This is a genomic window from Pannonibacter sp. XCT-53 (genome assembly GCF_009915765.1).
Classification (GTDB): Bacteria; Pseudomonadota; Alphaproteobacteria; order Rhizobiales; family Stappiaceae; genus Pannonibacter; species Pannonibacter tanglangensis.
This window is the reverse complement of the sequence record NZ_JAABLQ010000001.1, coordinates 2,408,054-2,424,459: the sequence shown is the minus strand read 5'-3', so window position 1 is coordinate 2,424,459 and position 16,406 is coordinate 2,408,054. Positions and strand designations below refer to the sequence as shown.

Below are 16,406 nucleotides of genomic sequence, written 5' to 3'. Positions count from 1 at the left end.
ACTGCGGGCCTGCTGTCATCGGGGTCAGCCGCCGTAGCCGAGCAGCCAGCGCGGCAGGGCCAGGCTCAGCTCCGGCACATAGGTGATGAGCATCAGGACCGCGATCTGCATGGCAATCATCGGCAGGAGCGGCTTGATCACGCGGGCAATCGACACCTTCGCAACGGAGCAGCCGACAAAGAGCGCGGAGCCCACCGGCGGCGTGCAGATGCCGATGCAGAGGTTGAAGGTCATCATCACGCCGAAATGCACCGGGTCCATGCCGAGATCCTTGACCACCGGCAGGAAGATCGGGGTGAAGATCAGCAGCGCCGGCGTCATGTCCATGAACATGCCGACCACGAGCAGGGCGATGTTGATGATGAGCAGCAGCACGATCGGGTTTTCGGAGAGCGCCAGCAGCGCATCCGACACGGCGAAGGGGATGTCGGCAAAGGCCATGGCCTTGGACATGGCGATGGAACAGCCGATCATCAGCAGCACGATGGAGGTTGTGACGGCCGAGTCGAGGAAGATGGACGGCAGGTCCTGCAGCTTGATCTCGCGATAGATGAACAGCGCGAGGAACAGGCTGTAGACGACCGCGATGGCCGAGGCTTCCGTTGCGGTGAACACGCCGCCGATGATGCCGCCCATGATGACAAGGATCAGGCTGAGCGGCAGCAAGGCATCGACGGTCTTGGCGATGACCGTGCTGGTGCTGGGGCGCGGGGCCACCGGATAGCCACGCTTTTTGGCCATGATTCCGGCGACGATCATGATGCCGATGCCCATGAGGATGCCCGGCACGTAGCCGGCCACGAACAGCGCCGCGATCGAGGTGCCGCCCGTGATCAGCGAGAACACGATGAAGGTGGTCGACGGCGGGATGAGCAGGCCGGTGGGGCAGGAGGCGATGTTGACGGCCGCCGAATAGGCCGGATCGTAGCCTTCCTTCTTCTGCAAGGGGGCCATCACGCCGCCAACCGCAGCGGCTGCCGCAACGGCCGAGCCGGAGATGGCGCCGAACATCATGTTGGCGAGCACGTTGCAGTGGGCCAGCGAGCCGGGAAGCCGGCCGCCCAGCACCTTGGCAAACTCGATGAGGCGCAGGGCGATGCCGCCCCGGTTCATGATGTTGCCGGCCAGGATGAAGAACGGGATGGCAAGCAGGGTGAAGCTGTCGAGGCCGGACGCGATCTGCTGCGCCGTGATGAAGATCGACTGGTCGACCGTCATGAAGATGCCGAAGGTCAGGACCGAGGCAATGCCGATGGCATAGGCGACGGGCACGCCCAGCACCATGAGCAGGCCGAAGGCGCCGAACAGGACGAATGCGCTGAAGAGTTCCATGGGACTTGCCTCAGGTCAGGGGGCCGCCGGCCGCTGGTTCGGCCTCGGTGTCGATGGGGTGGATGCGGCCCGAGACGAGGCCCGCGGCAAACTCGAGGCAGTAGAGCACCATCATGGCGCCTGCGAGGGGAATGGCGCCGTAGACATAGCCCATCGGCAGGCGCAGGGCCGGCGAGAGCTGGCCGGTGGCCAGCGTCTTCTGCATCAGCATCGCGCCGCCATAGATGAGCACCACGGCCGAGAACACGCCGACCAGCAGGGTGACCAGCAGCGCGAGCCAGCGGGCCTTCTGCGGTCCGGCCATCTGCAGCAGGACGTCGATGGCCAGATGCTTGCGCTGACCCAGCGTGTAGGCAGCGCCGATCAGGCCGATCCACATGAACAGGAAGCGGGCGAGTTCGTCGGTGACGGTGCTGGGCGCGTTCAGCACGTACCGCGAGAACACCTGCCAGACCACGCAGGCAACAAGCACCGCAAAGACGGCGGCAATAAACAGTCCCAGCGCGCGGTCCACGCGGGTTTTCAGTGCATGCATGGCTGCATGTCCTCCACTTCGCAGCCTGACGCCGGGGCGCCGGCTCCCGTTTCCTCCCCGGACACAAGGTCCGGCCCCGGTTCCGGATTGGTCGACCAGTTGAGCGATGCTCGGGCGGGTGGTCAACCTGTTGCTGTCTGCTCCAGCCGGATCTGGTTGGCAGGTGGGACCCCTCGCTGGCCGGTTCCCGTCCGGGTCCGCAAGGGACGGGCGAGACCGGCAGGCCAGTGGGCCATCAAAAAAGCCCCGTCGGTCGGGCCGGTCCGCCACCAGCGCCGCGCAGTCGGGCCTGGTTGTCGGGACCCGGGACGACGGGCACCCCAGAGAATGCGCATTTTCCAAAATTGGTCAACCAATTTTCAAAACTGGTTGACAGATGACCCGGTTTGGCCAAGTCTCTGGTCGCAAGCCGGGCCGGAAGGGGTCGGCCAATTTATCCGGGACTGATGTCCGCCAGCCGCTGGCTGGTGCGATCGGGTGGGAGTTGCCCCGGGCCGGACCGGATCATCGGGAGGATTTTTGACATGCGTATGATGAACCGTCTCGCCGTGCTGGCGGGCGTTGCCTTCATGGCCTTTGCCACCGCCACCACCGCCGACGCCCGGACGCTGAAGCTCAACCACAACAATCCGGAAGACCATCCGCTGCACAAGTCGATGGAATTCATGGGCAAGCGCGTGGAGGAGCTGACCAACGGCGACATCAAGATCCGCGTCTATGCCAATGCGCAGCTGGGCAACCAGCGCGAATCCATGGAGCTGATGCAGAATGGCTCGCTCGACATGGCCCGGTCCAACGCCAGCGAGCTGGAAGCCTTCGAGGAGTCCTATTCCGCGCTGAACCTGCCCTTCATCTTCGCCAACGAGGAGCATTACTACAAGGTGCTGAGCGGCGAGATCGGCGACGACATCCTCGCCGCCTCGAAGGACAAGGGCTTCGTCGGCCTTGCCTATTACGTCGAGGGCGCGCGGTCCTTCTATTCCAACAAGGAAATCCGCACCCCGGCCGACCTCAAGGGCATGAAGATCCGCGTCCAGCCGAGCCCCACCGCCATCCGCATGGTCGAGCTGCTGGGCGGCTCGCCGACCCCGATCGCCTTCGGCGAGCTTTACAGCGCGCTGCAGCAGGGCGTGGTCGACGGCGCCGAGAACAACCCGCTGGCGCTGACCGTCAACCGCCACGGCGAGATCGCCAAGGTCTTTTCCGAGAACGAGCACACCATGATCCCCTCCGTGGTCATGATCTCCACCCAGACCTGGGACAGCCTCTCGGCCGAGCAGCAGAAGGCCCTGAAGCAGGCGGCGCGCGAGTCCATGGACTTCCACCGCGAGGGCTGGAACAAGCAGGTCGCCGAGGGCAAGGCCCTGGCCGAGAAGGAAATGGGCGTGAAGTTCATCGCCGTCGACAAGGCCCCCTTCGCCGCCGCCGTGCAGCCGATGTACGAGGAGGCCGCCGCCAAGTCGCCGCGCGTTGCCGACCTGATCAAGCGCATCCAGGCCGCCGCCAACTGAGCCCCTGAACAAGGCCCCGGGCCGGGTGTGGCCCGGGGCTTTCCTGCCTGTTTCAAGACTGTCCTGCTGCTTCTGCCCCGGAGACCTGCCGTGCTCGAACGTTCCGCCCTCGCCGAAAACGCCCTGCAGGCGCTGCATGACGAGGACTATGACCGCCCGTTCAACACGCAGGCGCTGAACCACTCGACCCTGGTCTTCACCCGTGGCCGCCCGCGCCTCAGCCTCAACGGCGACTGGAACTTCTGCGTCGACCTGCTCGACACCGGCCTGCGGCAGAAGTGGTTCGCCATGCTGCCGATGGCGGCCGAGGAACGGCCGGAGCCCTGGGACTATGATCCCTATGAGGGCGAGACCGTGCCGGTGCCCTCCAACTGGCAGATGCTGAAGGAGAAGTGGTACTTCTTTGAAGGCAGCGCCTGGTACACCCGGCCGCTCGACATGGCTGCGATCAACCCGGACACGCGCAAGTTCCTGCGCGTGGGCGCGGCGCAATATGACTGCAAGGTCTTCCTCAACGGCGCCTTCCTCGGCAACCACTATGGCGGCTCGACGCCCTTCATGGTGGAGCTGACCGGGCACCTGAAGCCCGGCCGCAACTGGCTGATGCTGATGGTCAACAACACCCGCACGCTGGACCGCGTGCCGATGCGCAACACCGACTGGTTCAACTATGGCGGCGTCTACCGCGAGGTGGAGCTGTTCGAGACGCCGAAGACGCTGATCCGCGATCTCTTCGTGCATCTGGTGCCCGACGGCCGCTTCGGCACGATCCGCGCCGAGGTGGAGGTCGAGGGCGCGGACACGGCACGGCTGGAAATCCCGGCGCTTGGCATCGACACCCCCCTTGCGCTGGACGCCTCCGGGCGCGGCGTCATCGAGATCGCGGCCAAGCCCGCGCTGTGGTCGCCGGAAAGCCCGGTGCTCTACGACGTGCGCCTGACGGCGGGCGCGGACAGCGTCCGCGACCGTGTCGGCTTCCGCGAGATCCGCACGGTCGGCGACGAGATCCATCTCAACGGCACGCCGCTGTTCCTGCGCGGTATTTCCGTGCATGAGGACGACCGCACGCTCGGCAAGGTGATGCGCGAGGAAGACCTCGCCCGCCGCTTTGCCCATGCGCGAGAGCTGAACTGCAACTACCTGCGGCTGGCCCATTATCCGCATCACGAGCGCGCCGCCGAGATGGCAGATGAGCTCGGGTTCCTGCTCTGGGAAGAGATCCCGGTCTACTGGGCGATCGACTTTGCCAATCCGGCCACCTACCGCGATGCCGAGAACCAGCTGATCGAGCTGATCAAGCGCGACCGCAACCGCGCCTCCGTCATCATCTGGTCGGTCGGCAACGAGAACCCGGACACCGATGCGCGCCTTGCCTTCATGCGCGGCCTCGCCGAGACGGCGAAGGCCTATGACCCGACCCGGCTGACCTCGGCGGCCTGTCTCGTCAACCACGCCAAGACCTGCATCGAGGACCGGCTGGCCGACCACATCGATGTCATCGGCATCAACGAGTATTACGGCTGGTACGAGGAGAACTTCGAGGATCTCGCCGCCATCGGCCGCAATTCCAACCCGGGCAAGCCGGTGGTGATCTCCGAGACCGGCGCCGATGCGGACATCAGCGCCACCGGCCCGCGCCGGGCGCTGTTCAGCGAGGCCTACCAGACCGAAGTCTACGAAAAGCAGATTGCGACGCTGCGTCCGCTTGACTACGTGAAGGGCATGTCGCCCTGGATCCTCTATGACTTCCGGGTCGAACGGCGGCAGAATGTGTTCCAGAAGGGCTTCAACAAGAAGGGCCTGATCGCCGGCGACAAGGCGACCAGGAAGGAGGCCTTCTCGGTGCTTGCGGCCTATTACGCCGAGCGCCGGGACGAGGACCAGGCGCGGGGCGGCGGCGGAGGTGAGGCATGATCGAGGCGGCGGGCAAGCGACGCTACGAGGACGTGGCCGAGGCACTGCGCAAGGAACTGGCCGAGGGCCGCTACAAGGTCGGCGACCGGATGAAGCCGGAGCGCCAGATCTCGGAGGACATGGGCGTGTCGCGCTCGCTGGTGCGCGAGGCGATCATCCGGCTGGAGATCGAGGGGCTGGTCGATGTCCGCAAGGGCTCGGGCACCTATGTGGTGCGCCTGCCAGCCGGCGACGCGGGCGAGCCGCGCGGCGACATCGGCCCGTTTGAACTGCTGCAGGCGCGGCAGGTGCTGGAAAGCTCCATCGCAGCCTTTGCCGCCACGACCGTGACCAAGGCCGACATCCTGCGCATGCGCGAGGCGCTGGAGATGGAGCGCCGCGCCATCGAGGACGGCAGCGGCGACTACTCCGGCGACGAGCTGTTCCATCATCTCATCGCCGAGGCGACGCAGAACAGCGTGCTGGTCGACATGATCGACGAGCTGTGGGGCAAGCGCGAGCAGAGCCCGATGTGGGAACGCCTGCATGCCCGCATCTTCGATGTCAGCTACCGCGGCCGCTGGCTGGAGGACCATCAGGCGATCCTGACCGCGCTGCAGTGCAAGGACCCGCGCGCGGCGCGTCAGGCGATGTGGCAGCACCTGGAAAACGTGCGCCAGACGCTGATGGAGCTCTCCGACGTCGACGACCCCGAGTTCGATGGCTTCCTGTTCGACAGCCGCCCGGCCGCCGCTGCCGTGTCCTGACCTGTGCCCCATCACCACCTGACCATCAAGACCGCCTCCAGCTGAGGACAACGACAATGCAACAGACCTGGCGCTGGTTCGGCCCCGCCGATCCGGTCTCCCTCGCCGACATCCGGCAGGCCGGCGCGACCGGCATCGTCACCGCGCTGCACGACCTGCCGAACGGCACCGTCTGGCCGGTCGACCGCATCCTCGAGCGCAAGGCGGTGATCGAGGCGGCCGGCCTGACCTGGGCGGTGGTCGAGAGCATCCCGGTGCATGAGGACATCAAGACCGCCGCGCCCGGCTGGGAGCGCTACGCCGAGACCTGGGCCGAGAGCCTGACCAACCTTGCGCGCTGCGGCATCCGCACGATCTGCTACAACTTCATGCCGGTGATCGACTGGACCCGCACGGACCTGGCCTATGAGCTGCCGGACGGGGCGAAATGCCTGCGCTTCGACGCGGTGGCCTTCGCCGCCTTCGACCTGTTCATCCTGCAGCGGGACGGGGCAGAGGCAAGCTACAGCGCCGCCGAGATCGAGGCCGCGCGGGTGGCCCATGCGGCCATGTCCGATGCCGACATCGCCAGGCTCACCGCCAACATCATCGCCGGCCTGCCGGGCGCCGAGGAAAGCTATTCGCTGGACAGCTTCAAGGCGCGGCTGGCCACCTATGCCGAGACCGACGCCGAGCGCCTGCGCGCCAATCTGGCAGCGTTCCTGAAGATCGTGGTGCCGGTGGCCGAAAAGGAAGGCGTCGTGCTGGCGATCCACCCGGACGATCCGCCGCGCCCGCTGTTCGGCCTGCCGCGCATCGTCTCGACCGCTGCCGACATGCAGGCGATTGCCGCCATGGTTGACAGCCCGGCCAACGGGTTCACGTTCTGCACCGGATCCTATGGTGTGCGGCCCGACAACGACCTGTGTGCCATGTTCCGCACCCATGCGGACCGGGTGCATTTCCTGCATTTGCGTGCGACCAAGCGCGAGGAGGGTGGCCTGACCTTCCACGAGGCGGCGCATCTGGACGGCGATGTGGACATGGTGGCGGTGATCCGCGATGTGGTGACGGCGGAACGCCGGCGCGGCGTCGAGCTGCCCATGCGCCCCGACCATGGCCACCAGCTGCTCGACGACCTGCGCAAGACCTCGACCCCCGGCTACCCCGCCATCGGCCGCCTGCGCGGCCTCGCCGAGTTGCGCGGTGTCGAGCGGGCGGTGAAGGCGCTCATCTGAAGGGCGCGCGCGTCCGGCCTGCTCGCTCCTACCGGGCAGGGCTATCGCATATGTGGCCAGACGGCTTTCGATGCGTCCCAGCCCCCTCTCCCTCGTGGGGGAGGGCGATCGCATTTGATGTCTGGCACATGATCCATGTGAAAGATTGTGCCGAGAAAGTCTGAACTGTCGGAGCCTCGAAGCTCCCCTCCCCCTCGTGGGAGGGGGGCGGAGAGGCTTCGAAAACCGTCTGGCCTCACGTGCGAGCGCCTTCCCCACGAGGGGGGGCCGGAGAGGTCGTACCCTGAACGAGCCTTAGCCCGCCATTTCGCCGCGCAGCTGGCTGGGGGTGCAGCCGTAGCGCTTGCGGAAGGCGCGGGAGAAGTGGGCGCTGGAGGAGAAGCCGCAGGAATAGGCGACCTCCGAGATCGAGCTGCCGCGGAAGGCCGGGTCCGTGAGCCGGGCGTGGGCCCGCTCCAGCCGCAGGTCCCACAGGAAGCTGGCGGGCGTCACGTTCTCCGCCTCGAAGGCGCGGAAGATGTAGCGGCGCGAGCAGCCCATGCGCTGGGCGATCTCCTCCACATCGAGATTGGGCCTGGCCAGATTGGCCTCGACATAGGCCTTCACGCGGCTGCGCAGGATCTTCAGCGAGGTGGAATCGCGTTCATCCTCCGCCTCCTCGGGCAGGATCAGGCTGGTGGCGAGACGGACGATGGTCTCGCCGACGCGAGCGCGGGCGGTTTCGTCGAGCACGGGCGCCTCCGTCATGGCGTTGCGGACAAGGCCGGCAACAATGCGAGAAATTCCATTCTGTTCGGCCGTGAAGAGATGCGGGCCGGTGAGACGCTGCAGCAGGGCAGCCGAGAAATTGTGCCGGGGGACCTGCAGCAGGAACTGGGTGATGCGCGAGACGTTGTTGAGGGCGTAAGGGCGGGTCGGATCGTAGAGCAGCAGCGAACCGGAGCCGATGATCAGGCTCATGCCATTCTGTTCCATGACAGACCGGCCATCCGCCTGCAGGATCAGCTTGATGGAATCCACGTCATGGGAGCGCTGGGCGACGCGCTGTCCGCGCACGCCATGGGCGGAAGCGTCGATGCGGGACAGCCGGCAGGGGCCGAAATCGGCCGACTGCAAGGTGGCCCCGCGGGCTTCCGAGGCAAAGTCGAGCTGGATGTTGCCAAACAGGCGGCGCGCCAGATCCGGCAGTTCCGGGCCGAAACCGATGTCCATCGGCGCTTGCGTGATCGCCATGATGTCCTCCCCACCATGCGCCGGTCTGTCGCCCCGTCGGGTGACCGGTCTGATTCTGCCGTCCGGATCACCTGCGCCTGATGGCGCCGGTCCTCCAGATCCGGGGCGGCAGGGTTCCAGCACGTGGAACCCGTCAGATGATAAACATATTAAATATCTGATGGGAAGAGGACTGTGACAGCTCCGTGAAAAATGCTGGAACGCGCTCCGGGACGTGCAGGGCGCGCGGCTGCGCCGGGCGTCTGGCGTCTGGCGTCTGGCGTCTGGCGTGACGCCGTCCTCCCGCTCCTCGCCATGGGGGCAAGGAAACCCGTCAGTCTTCGAGGGCCTCGTCGCCCTTGCGCGGCCGGCCGCGGCGGGTGGGGGCGTGGGGGGCACGGGGGCCGACGTCGAGACCGAGGCTGTCGATGATGAGCGGCGCGTCGGCCAGCGTGTCCTCGAGATCGCGCAGCATGTCCTGCAGCACCGCCAGCCGCTTTGCCCCGTAGCGGCGCGTGATCTCCGCGTAGATGACCTCGGAGTGGGCGCCGGCCTGCTCGATCAGCGTCTGGCCGGCCGGGCTGATGGAAATCAGCACGCGGCGCATGTCGGTCTCGTCGGCCATGCGCTGCACCAGATCCCGCTCCTCCAGGCCCTTGAGGATGCGCGACAGGCTGGGCGCGAGCAGGCAGGTGGCATCGGCCAGTTCCAGCACCTCGATGGCCCGGACGGACGTGAGCGCCCGCAGCACGCGCCATTGCTGCTCGGTGATGCCGAAATGCGCGAGGCTCGGGCGGAACTGCCGCATCACCGTTTCACGCGCGCGCAGCAGCGACATGGGCAAGGACTTTGAAAAGTCCCGCAGCCGGATGCGTGTCCCGGCGGCAACCGGACGGAGGGTGCCCGGCACGACCGCCGGGCGGCTGCGGGGGGAAGGAGAATCGCTTGTCATGTTCACAAAGATCCAGATCGCAGACGCGTAACGCGAAACGGCAGGATTGGAAAGACACGAAGCCGTGGTTGTGCCGTGCAGGCGCCGGGGCCTTGCCAGGGTGGCGCCGGGGCCCTGCCGCAGCCGGTTCGGGCAGGAGATCCGGGCGGTGCGGCGGGGCGATTGACCGCCGGGGCAGAGAGCCTTGCCCACCCGCGCAAGGCGCGGTGCAGCCGGTTTTGACCCCGCAGCCGGGTCGCTAGGGTGAGCCATCAACAGCGCCCGGCCCTGATGTCCGGGCAGGGAGGACACCCATGACCATCCAGACCGCAACGCCGGCTGCCGCCTCGCAGATGAGCGAGGAAGCCGCCCGGTTTCTCAACGGACCGCATCGCGCCTTCATCAAGGGGGCATTCACCGACGAGGGCGCCGGCGAGGCCATTGCCGTGCATGACCCGGCAACCGGCCGGGTGATTGCCGAGGTGCCGGAATACGGCGCTGCCGGTGTCGAGGCGGCGGTCGTTGCCGCGCGCGCCGCCCTGGAGGGACCGTGGTCGCGGATGCGTCCGGCGGACCGGGAGAAGCTGCTCCTCGATCTTGCCACTGCCATCGAGGCGGACGGGGCGCTGCTGGCGGAGCTGGAGACGCTGGAAAACGGCAAGTCGATCGGCATCGCGCGCGGTCTCGGCGTCGGCGGATCGGTGGAGTGGCTGCGCTATTTTGCCGGCTGGGCCACCAAGATCGAGGGATCGAGCTATGACACCTCCATCGCCGTGCCGCCGGGAAGCCACCATTTCTCGGCCACCATCAAGGAGCCGGTGGGCGTGGTGGCGGCGATCGTACCCTGGAACTTCCCGCTGCTGATGGGCATCTGGAAGATTGCCCCGGCGCTTGCCTGCGGCTGCACCGTGATCCTGAAGCCGGCCGAGGAAACGCCGCTGACCGCGCTGCGGCTGGCCGAGATTGCCGCCCGCGTCGGCCTGCCGGAAGGCGTGCTCAACATCATCACCGGCCGGGGATCGGTGACCGGCGCGGCGCTGACGGCGCATCCCGGCGTGGACAAGATCACCTTCACCGGCTCGACCGAAGTCGGCCAGATGATCGGCCGCAAGGCGCTCGACACCATGACCCGCTTCACGCTGGAGTTGGGCGGCAAGTCGCCGATGATCATCTGCGCCGACGCCGACCAGGGCCAGGAACCGCTGATGGCGGGGCTTGGCATGTTCTTCAACCAGGGTCAGGTCTGCACCTCGGCCTCGCGGCTGCTGATCGAGAAATCGGTCTATGACAGGACGCTGGAAGCACTGGCCGGGGTGGCCGACAGCATGACCCTGGGCTCGGGCCTTGATCCGAAGGCCCAGATCAATCCGCTGGTCTCCGCCCGCCACCGCAACCGGGTGAACGGCTTCATCGAGCGCGCCGAGGCGGCAGGCGCCCGGCGCATCTGCGGCGCGCGGACCTTGCCGGAGGGAGGCTATTTTGTCGCCCCGACCATCTTCGACGGCGTCAGCTCCGAGATGGAAATCGTGCAGGAGGAAGTGTTCGGGCCCGTGGTGGCGGCCATGCCCTTCACCGATCTGGACGAGGCGATCCGGCTGGCCAATGACAGCCGCTATGGCCTCGCCGCCTCGATCTGGACGCGCGACCTCAACAAGGCCTTCCACGCCAGCCGCGCCCTGAAAGCCGGCACGGTGTGGGTCAACAGCCACAACACCGTCGACGCCAACGCCCCCTTCGGCGGCTACAAGCAGTCCGGCATTGGCCGCGAGCACGGCCGGGCGGCGCTGGACGCCTATCTGGAATCCAAGACCGTGATCATCCGGTATTCGTGAGACAGCCATGACCGAAACCTTCGACTACGTCGTCATCGGGGCCGGATCGGCCGGGTCTGCCGTGGCGCACCGGCTGGTCAATGCCGGCAAGACCGTGCTGCTGCTGGAAGCGGGGCCGGCGGACAATTCGATGTTCGTGCATATTCCGGCGACCTTCGTGCGCGTCATCGGCACGGCGCGGACCTGGCTGTACCAGTCCGAGCCTCAGCCGCATGCGCAAGGCCGCGTCATGCATATCCCGCAAGGGCGCACGCTTGGCGGCGGCTCCTCGGTCAACGCGATGATCTACATCCGCGGCCAGCCGCAGGACTATGACACCTGGGCCGCCATGGGCGCGCGCGGCTGGGCCTATGCCGACGTGCTGCCGTATTTCCGGCGGGCGGAGAACAACCAGCGCCTGTCCAATGCCTGGCACGGGGCGGACGGGCCGCAGAGCGTCAATGACCCGCGCCACCGGCATCCGCTGAGCCTCGCCTTCGTCAAGGCGGCGCAGGAGGCGGGCCACGCCTACAATGACGACTTCAACGGCGCGGAACAGGCCGGGACCGGCTTTTACCAGTCGACGACCGGCAACGGGCAGCGCGCCTCGACGGCGGTCGCCTATCTGAAGCCGCTCAGGGGCAACTCGAAGCTGGTGGTGCGCACGGGCTGTGCCGTGTCGCGGCTGATCATCGAGAACGGTGCGGCGACCGGGCTCAGCTATCGCCGCGAGGACGGCAGCGAGCACACCGTGCAGGCGCGGGCGGAAGTGGTGCTGTCGGCCGGGGCGCTGGCGACGCCGAAACTGATGATGCTGTCGGGACTGGGGCCGGCGGCGGAGCTGGAACCGCTCGGCATCCCGGTGCTGCGCGACCTGCCGGGCGTCGGCCGGAACTTTCAGGACCATCTGGAGGTGTCGGTCTATGCCAGGGCGAAGGACCCGATCAGCCTGCTCGGCGCGGACAGGGGCCTCAAGGCGATCCGGCACGGCCTGCAGTATTTCCTGACCAGGTCCGGGCTGCTGACCTCGAATGTGGTGGAATGCGGCGGGTTCTTTGACACGAGCGGTTCGGGCAGGCCCGATGTCCAGTTCCATGTCATCCCGACGCTGATGGGCGATGTGGGGCGTGAGCCGCTGGCCGGGCACGGCCTGTCGCTGAACCCCTGCTTCCTCCGGCCGAAGTCGCGCGGCACGGTGAAGCTGCGCTCGGCCGACCCGAACGAGCCGATCCTGCTCGACCCGAACTTCCTTGCCGAGCAAGATGATGTGGACACGCTGGTGCGCGGGGTGAAGCTGGCGCGTCGCATCCTGCGCCAGCCCTCGCTGCAGAAGCTGATCGAGCGCGAGCTGCTGCCCTCCGAGGCGGAGACGCTGAGCGACGCGCAGATCGAGGACCATGTCCGCCGCTATGCCAAGACGGTCTATCACCCCTCCGGCACCTGCCGCATGGGCGAGGACGACGAGGCGGTGGTCGACAGCCAGCTGCGCGTGCGCGGCATCGGCCGGCTCCGCATCGCCGATGCCTCGGTGATGCCGACGCTGGTCAGCGGCAACACCAACGCCCCCTCGATCATGATCGGCGAACGCTGCGCCGACTTCCTGCTTGGGCGGGGATAGCGCAGGGTCGTGATGGCTGAGAAAAAGCGCCGCCACGGGGTCGCCGGGGCGGCGTTTGAGTTTGCACAGTGTCCAGATGGGGAACCACGGGGACGGGAGGCCTGGGGCGGGTCTTAATGCCCCTTGCCACCGGCGAGGTAGGCGCTGTGCAGGATGTCGGGGCGGGCGGAGAGGTCGGCGGCGGTGCCGGAGAAGACCAGGTTGCCGCGTTCCATCACCATGGCCTGACGCGAGAGGGACAGGGCGAGGGTGGTGAACTGCTCGATCAGCAACACGCCCGTGCCCTTGGCGGCAATCTCGGTCAGGGTGCCGGCGAGGCGCTTGACGATGGCCGGGGCAAGGCCCAGCGAGAGTTCGTCGATGAGCAGGAAGCGCGGCCTGGCGATGAGGGCCTGACCCATGGCGACCATCTGCTTCTGGCCGCCGGAGAGCGAGCCGCCGCGCACTTCCAGCCGCTGCACCAGCTCGGGGAAGAGGGCGAGCACCTCCTCGATGGCGCCGGAGAGGGCCGCCGGCGCCAGCATCGATCCGGCGGCGCGCAGGTTGTCGATGACGGTGAGGCTGGTCAGCACCCGGTGGCCTTCGGGCACGATGGCGATGCCGGCGCGGCGGACGCTGTCGGGGGAGCGGCCGTCGATGCGCTCGCCGTCCAGCAGGATGCGGCCGGCGGTGAGCGGCAGGACCCCGGCCATGGCGCCGACGAGGCTGGACTTGCCGGCCCCGTTGGCGCCGACGAGAGCGGTGATCTCGCCGGCCGTAACGGTGAGGTCAATGCCATGCAGCACGCGCTTGCCGCCGCGATGGAGGACGAGGCCGGAGACGTCGATGGTGCTCATGGCTCAGGCAGCTCCGAGATAGGCGCGGTGGACGACGGGGTCATCGAGGACGGTGCGGGTGGGGCCGAGGGCGAGGCGCTTGCCGAAATCCAGCACCAGCGTCTCGCCGCAGGTGGCGGAAATCAGGTCGACATCGTGGTCGATGAGCAGCACCGTGGCGCCGAAGGCCTGCGGGATGCCGAGGATGCACTGGCGCAGGCGCAGCGCCTCGGCCTCGTCGAGACCGGCACCGGGCTCGTCCATCAGGATGAGGCGCGGATGGCCGACCAGCGCGCGGGCGATCTCGACCATGCGCCGTTCATAGAGATTGAGGGCGGCCCCCATGACCTGGGCCCGCGTCCCGAGCCCGGTGAAGGCCAGCGCCCGCTCCACCTCGTCGCCGATGCGCGCGCCCTTGAGGTCGATGTGATCGGCCAGCGCAAGAACATTGTCCCAGGCGGAGAGGTCATCGGCGACCTGCTCGGTCTGGAAGGTGCGCCGCAGCCCGGCCTGGACGCGGCGCGTCGGCGACAGCGGCAGGAGATCCCGGCCGTCCAGCTCGATGGAGCCGGTGACGGGCGTGAGGAAGCCGGAGAAGACGTTGAGCAGGGTGGTCTTGCCGGCCCCGTTGGGGCCGACGAGGCCGATGATCGGCTGGGTCAGCTCGGCCGACAGGCCGTCCAGCGGGCGCACCGCGCCGAACTGGACCGTGAGATTGTCGATGCGGATCATGGGTGTCTGTCCCCCGTGTCGGCGGTGAGCTTGTCAGAGGCAGGAGCTTCCTGTTGCGCTGGCGATGGGGTGCTTTCGCTGGCGATCAGGCCGGTCAGCCATCGGCCAAGTCCGGCAATCTGGCCAGCGATCCCTGTCGGGGCGGTGACAAGGGCGTGCAGCAGGGCCGCGCCGAAGATGACCATGGCGAGATAGCCATCAACGCCGTGGTCAGTCAGCAGGGACGGGACGGCGCGCAGGAGCAGCCCGGCGATGACGGCGCCGAACCAGTGATAGGCCCCGCCCACGACGGTGAGGGCGAAGAGATTGAGCGACTCGGCGGCCGAGAAGGCGCGACCGTCAAGCTGGCCGACACCGCCGGCCAGCACACCGCCGGCAAGACCGGCGAGGAACCCGGCCAGTGCAAAGGCCCAGGCCTTGTAGAGCAGCAGGTTGACGCCGGCCGACAGGGCCGTAGTCTCGCCGGCGCGGATCATGGCCCAGGAGCGGCCGGGCCTTGTGCGCCGGTGCAGTTCGATGAGCATGAGGCCGAGCGCCAGCACGATGACGGCGTAGAGGAAATAGGCCTCGTTGCCGGTGGCAAGCAGGGGGCGCGGCAGCATCAGGCGCTGGCTGGCATCGGCGCGGCCGAGGAAGCCGTCGCCGCCATCGGGAAAGCCGAAGGCGTTGATCACCACCTGGAAGCCGCCGGCGAGCATCAGCGTCACCAGAGCGAGATAGAGCCCCTTGAGCCGCAAGGCCGGCAGGCCGCAGAGGATGCCGACCAGCGAGGCGGCCACGCCGCCGGACAGGAGCGACAGCTCGAACGGCCAGCCGAAGGCAAAGCCGGTGCGCAGCGTGACCCAGCCGCCGACGCCGATGAGGCCGAACTGGCACAGGGAGACGAGCCCGAGCTGGCCATAGAGCAGCCCGACACCGGCGGCCGCCAGCGCCAGCGCGGCCGCCGAGGTGAGCGTCGAGATCCAGTAGGCGTTGGCCACCAGCGAGACGAGGACCGCTGCCGAGATCAGCACCAGCGGAATGGTGACCAGCCGCCGGTAGCGGGCAAGGCCCGGCCGTTCCACGGTGAAATGGGCCACGGGGGCCTGAGCCAGCGGGCCAGTGGAGAGGGGAGCGGTCATCGGCGGTCCATCGACAGAAGGCTGGCGCGCATGGTGGCGACAGCCACGAGCGCGATGACGAAGGGGGCGGCAGTGCGGTAGGGCGCAACGCTCGGGACGGCGGTGAGACAGGCCTCGGTGACGCCGATGGCGAGGCCGGCAACAGCGGTGGCCGGCAGCGAGCGCAACTGGCCGAGAATGGCGGCGGCAATCGCAGGCACGACGAGGAAAGTCAGCTGCATGCCCTGGAGGCGGACGAGGTTGGCCAGCAGCAACCCGCAGATGCCGGCAAAGACGCCGGAAATGCCCCAGGCGAAGGCTTCGAGCTGGACCACGCGGATGCCGAGGATGGCGGAGAGGTCACGGTCATCGGCAAGCGAGCGCAGATAGAGCCCGACCCGGGTGCGGGCGAGCAGCACCGTGATGGCAGCCACCATGGCAAGGGCCAGCGCGAGCGCGATGATGCGCGTCATGTTGAGGCGGGCCCCGAAGAGCGCGATGGAGGTCTTGTCGGTCGGCAGGTTGAGCCGGCGCGGCACCTCGCCCCAGTACCAGCCGATGAAGCCGAGCAGCACGAGGGCAAAGCCGAGCGTGCCGACGGAACGCACGACGGGATCACGGAAGGCCAGACGCGGCGCGATCAGGCGGCCATAGGCATAGGAGCCGGCGGCAGCGACCAGAATGGCGGCCAGCCAGGCCAGAGCATCGGCATGGCCCTGCTCGATCAGGGTCCAGGCCACGAAGGCCCCGAGCGCACCGAGGGCGCCGAAGGCGAAATTGATCACACCGGTTGCCCGGTAGAGGACCACAAGGCCCACGCCCGACAGGGCATAGACCGCCCCGATGCCGAGACCCGACACGACAAAGGCAAGGAGGATGGACATGGCTGAGCCGACCGGAGTGTCAGGAGCAAAAAAGACCCGGGCAGGACA

The 16,406-nt window shown here is 67.7% G+C and carries 14 protein-coding genes; 6 read left to right on the top strand and 8 right to left on the bottom strand.

Annotated features, from left to right (window positions below):
- Window positions 1–24: 24 nt before the first annotated feature.
- Both GWI72_RS10820 and GWI72_RS10815 read right to left on the bottom strand, forming a co-directional pair.
- Window positions 25–1,332 (bottom strand): TRAP transporter large permease, encoded by a 1,308-nt coding sequence (locus tag GWI72_RS10820; protein ID WP_161676241.1) that lies wholly within the window; start codon window positions 1,330–1,332, stop codon window positions 25–27.
- A 10-nt stretch (window positions 1,333–1,342) separates the two neighbouring features.
- Window positions 1,343–1,867, bottom strand: a complete 525-nt coding sequence (locus GWI72_RS10815; protein ID WP_161708652.1) for a TRAP transporter small permease — start codon at window positions 1,865–1,867, stop codon at window positions 1,343–1,345.
- Window positions 1,868–2,391: 524 nt separating this feature from the next.
- Between GWI72_RS10815 and GWI72_RS10810 the strand changes: the two genes are divergently transcribed.
- The 4 genes from GWI72_RS10810 (at window position 2,392) to uxuA (ending at window position 7,255) form a co-directional block, all read left to right on the top strand.
- Window positions 2,392–3,378 carry a TRAP transporter substrate-binding protein gene (locus tag GWI72_RS10810; protein WP_179956060.1) on the top strand — a complete coding sequence of 329 codons (987 nt, stop codon included), beginning with the start codon at window positions 2,392–2,394 and terminating at the stop codon, window positions 3,376–3,378.
- A 90-nt stretch (window positions 3,379–3,468) separates the two neighbouring features.
- On the top strand, window positions 3,469–5,292 hold the full coding sequence (locus GWI72_RS10805) for a glycoside hydrolase family 2 TIM barrel-domain containing protein (RefSeq protein WP_161708651.1): 1,824 nt from the start codon (window positions 3,469–3,471) through the stop codon (window positions 5,290–5,292).
- Complete coding sequence (locus GWI72_RS10800) at window positions 5,289–6,038, top strand: FCD domain-containing protein (RefSeq protein ID WP_161676238.1); 750 nt, start codon at window positions 5,289–5,291, stop codon at window positions 6,036–6,038. The genes GWI72_RS10805 and GWI72_RS10800 overlap by 4 nt, the downstream gene beginning before the upstream one ends.
- A gap of 56 nt (window positions 6,039–6,094) precedes the next feature.
- On the top strand, window positions 6,095–7,255 hold the full coding sequence (gene uxuA / locus GWI72_RS10795) for a mannonate dehydratase (RefSeq protein ID WP_161708650.1): 1,161 nt from the start codon (window positions 6,095–6,097) through the stop codon (window positions 7,253–7,255).
- A 294-nt stretch (window positions 7,256–7,549) separates the two neighbouring features.
- Here the strand turns inward: uxuA and GWI72_RS10790 are convergent, their stop codons facing one another.
- Entirely contained in the window at window positions 7,550–8,488 is a 939-nt protein-coding gene (locus tag GWI72_RS10790; protein ID WP_161708649.1) for a helix-turn-helix domain-containing protein, read from the bottom strand.
- Window positions 8,489–8,801: 313 nt separating this feature from the next.
- Window positions 8,802–9,419, bottom strand: coding sequence for a homoprotocatechuate degradation operon regulator HpaR (gene hpaR / locus GWI72_RS10785; protein ID WP_161708648.1), 618 nt, complete (start codon window positions 9,417–9,419; stop codon window positions 8,802–8,804).
- Window positions 9,420–9,712: 293 nt separating this feature from the next.
- On the opposite strand from hpaR, the gene GWI72_RS10780 reads away from it, so the two are divergent.
- Together GWI72_RS10780 and GWI72_RS10775 are read left to right on the top strand one after the other, a co-directional pair.
- Window positions 9,713–11,230, top strand: coding sequence for an aldehyde dehydrogenase family protein (locus GWI72_RS10780; RefSeq protein WP_244314228.1), 1,518 nt, complete (start codon window positions 9,713–9,715; stop codon window positions 11,228–11,230).
- A gap of 7 nt (window positions 11,231–11,237) precedes the next feature.
- Window positions 11,238–12,827: a GMC family oxidoreductase gene (locus GWI72_RS10775; protein WP_161708647.1), complete on the top strand. Its 1,590-nt coding sequence runs from the start codon at window positions 11,238–11,240 to the stop codon at window positions 12,825–12,827.
- A 113-nt stretch (window positions 12,828–12,940) separates the two neighbouring features.
- On the opposite strand, the gene GWI72_RS10770 is transcribed toward GWI72_RS10775, so the two are convergent.
- From GWI72_RS10770 to GWI72_RS10755, 4 genes are read right to left on the bottom strand one after another with little or no spacing between them, the layout of a single operon-like run.
- Window positions 12,941–13,663, bottom strand: a complete 723-nt coding sequence (locus tag GWI72_RS10770; protein ID WP_161676232.1) for an ABC transporter ATP-binding protein — start codon at window positions 13,661–13,663, stop codon at window positions 12,941–12,943.
- 3 nt (window positions 13,664–13,666) lie between these two features.
- Entirely contained in the window at window positions 13,667–14,374 is a 708-nt protein-coding gene (locus tag GWI72_RS10765; RefSeq protein ID WP_161676231.1) for an ABC transporter ATP-binding protein, read from the bottom strand.
- The gene (locus GWI72_RS10760) at window positions 14,371–15,495 is read right to left on the bottom strand and encodes a branched-chain amino acid ABC transporter permease (RefSeq protein WP_161708646.1); all 1,125 of its coding nucleotides are present in this window, start codon (window positions 15,493–15,495) and stop codon (window positions 14,371–14,373) included. The genes GWI72_RS10765 and GWI72_RS10760 overlap by 4 nt, the downstream gene beginning before the upstream one ends.
- Complete coding sequence (locus GWI72_RS10755; RefSeq protein WP_161676229.1) at window positions 15,492–16,358, bottom strand: branched-chain amino acid ABC transporter permease; 867 nt, start codon at window positions 16,356–16,358, stop codon at window positions 15,492–15,494. The genes GWI72_RS10760 and GWI72_RS10755 overlap by 4 nt, the downstream gene beginning before the upstream one ends.
- Between the last annotated feature and the right edge of the window lie 48 nt (window positions 16,359–16,406).

Excerpts from the sequence above, each read along its gene's own strand:
- GWI72_RS10780 (WP_244314228.1), top strand. The coding sequence starts at position 9,713 with ATGACCATCCAGACCGCAACGCCGGCTGCCGCCTCGCAGATGAGCGAG.
- GWI72_RS10790 (WP_161708649.1), bottom strand. The coding sequence starts at position 8,488 with ATGGCGATCACGCAAGCGCCGATGGACATCGGTTTCGGCCCGGAACTG.
- GWI72_RS10755 (WP_161676229.1), bottom strand. The coding sequence starts at position 16,358 with ATGTCCATCCTCCTTGCCTTTGTCGTGTCGGGTCTCGGCATCGGGGCG.
- hpaR (WP_161708648.1), bottom strand. The coding sequence starts at position 9,419 with ATGACAAGCGATTCTCCTTCCCCCCGCAGCCGCCCGGCGGTCGTGCCG.
- GWI72_RS10765 (WP_161676231.1), bottom strand. The coding sequence starts at position 14,374 with ATGATCCGCATCGACAATCTCACGGTCCAGTTCGGCGCGGTGCGCCCG.
- GWI72_RS10815 (WP_161708652.1), bottom strand. The coding sequence starts at position 1,867 with ATGCATGCACTGAAAACCCGCGTGGACCGCGCGCTGGGACTGTTTATT.
- GWI72_RS10770 (WP_161676232.1), bottom strand. The coding sequence starts at position 13,663 with ATGAGCACCATCGACGTCTCCGGCCTCGTCCTCCATCGCGGCGGCAAG.
- GWI72_RS10810 (WP_179956060.1), top strand. The coding sequence starts at position 2,392 with ATGCGTATGATGAACCGTCTCGCCGTGCTGGCGGGCGTTGCCTTCATG.
- GWI72_RS10775 (WP_161708647.1), top strand. The coding sequence starts at position 11,238 with ATGACCGAAACCTTCGACTACGTCGTCATCGGGGCCGGATCGGCCGGG.
- GWI72_RS10800 (WP_161676238.1), top strand. The coding sequence starts at position 5,289 with ATGATCGAGGCGGCGGGCAAGCGACGCTACGAGGACGTGGCCGAGGCA.
- uxuA (WP_161708650.1), top strand. The coding sequence starts at position 6,095 with ATGCAACAGACCTGGCGCTGGTTCGGCCCCGCCGATCCGGTCTCCCTC.
- GWI72_RS10820 (WP_161676241.1), bottom strand. The coding sequence starts at position 1,332 with ATGGAACTCTTCAGCGCATTCGTCCTGTTCGGCGCCTTCGGCCTGCTC.
- GWI72_RS10760 (WP_161708646.1), bottom strand. The coding sequence starts at position 15,495 with ATGACCGCTCCCCTCTCCACTGGCCCGCTGGCTCAGGCCCCCGTGGCC.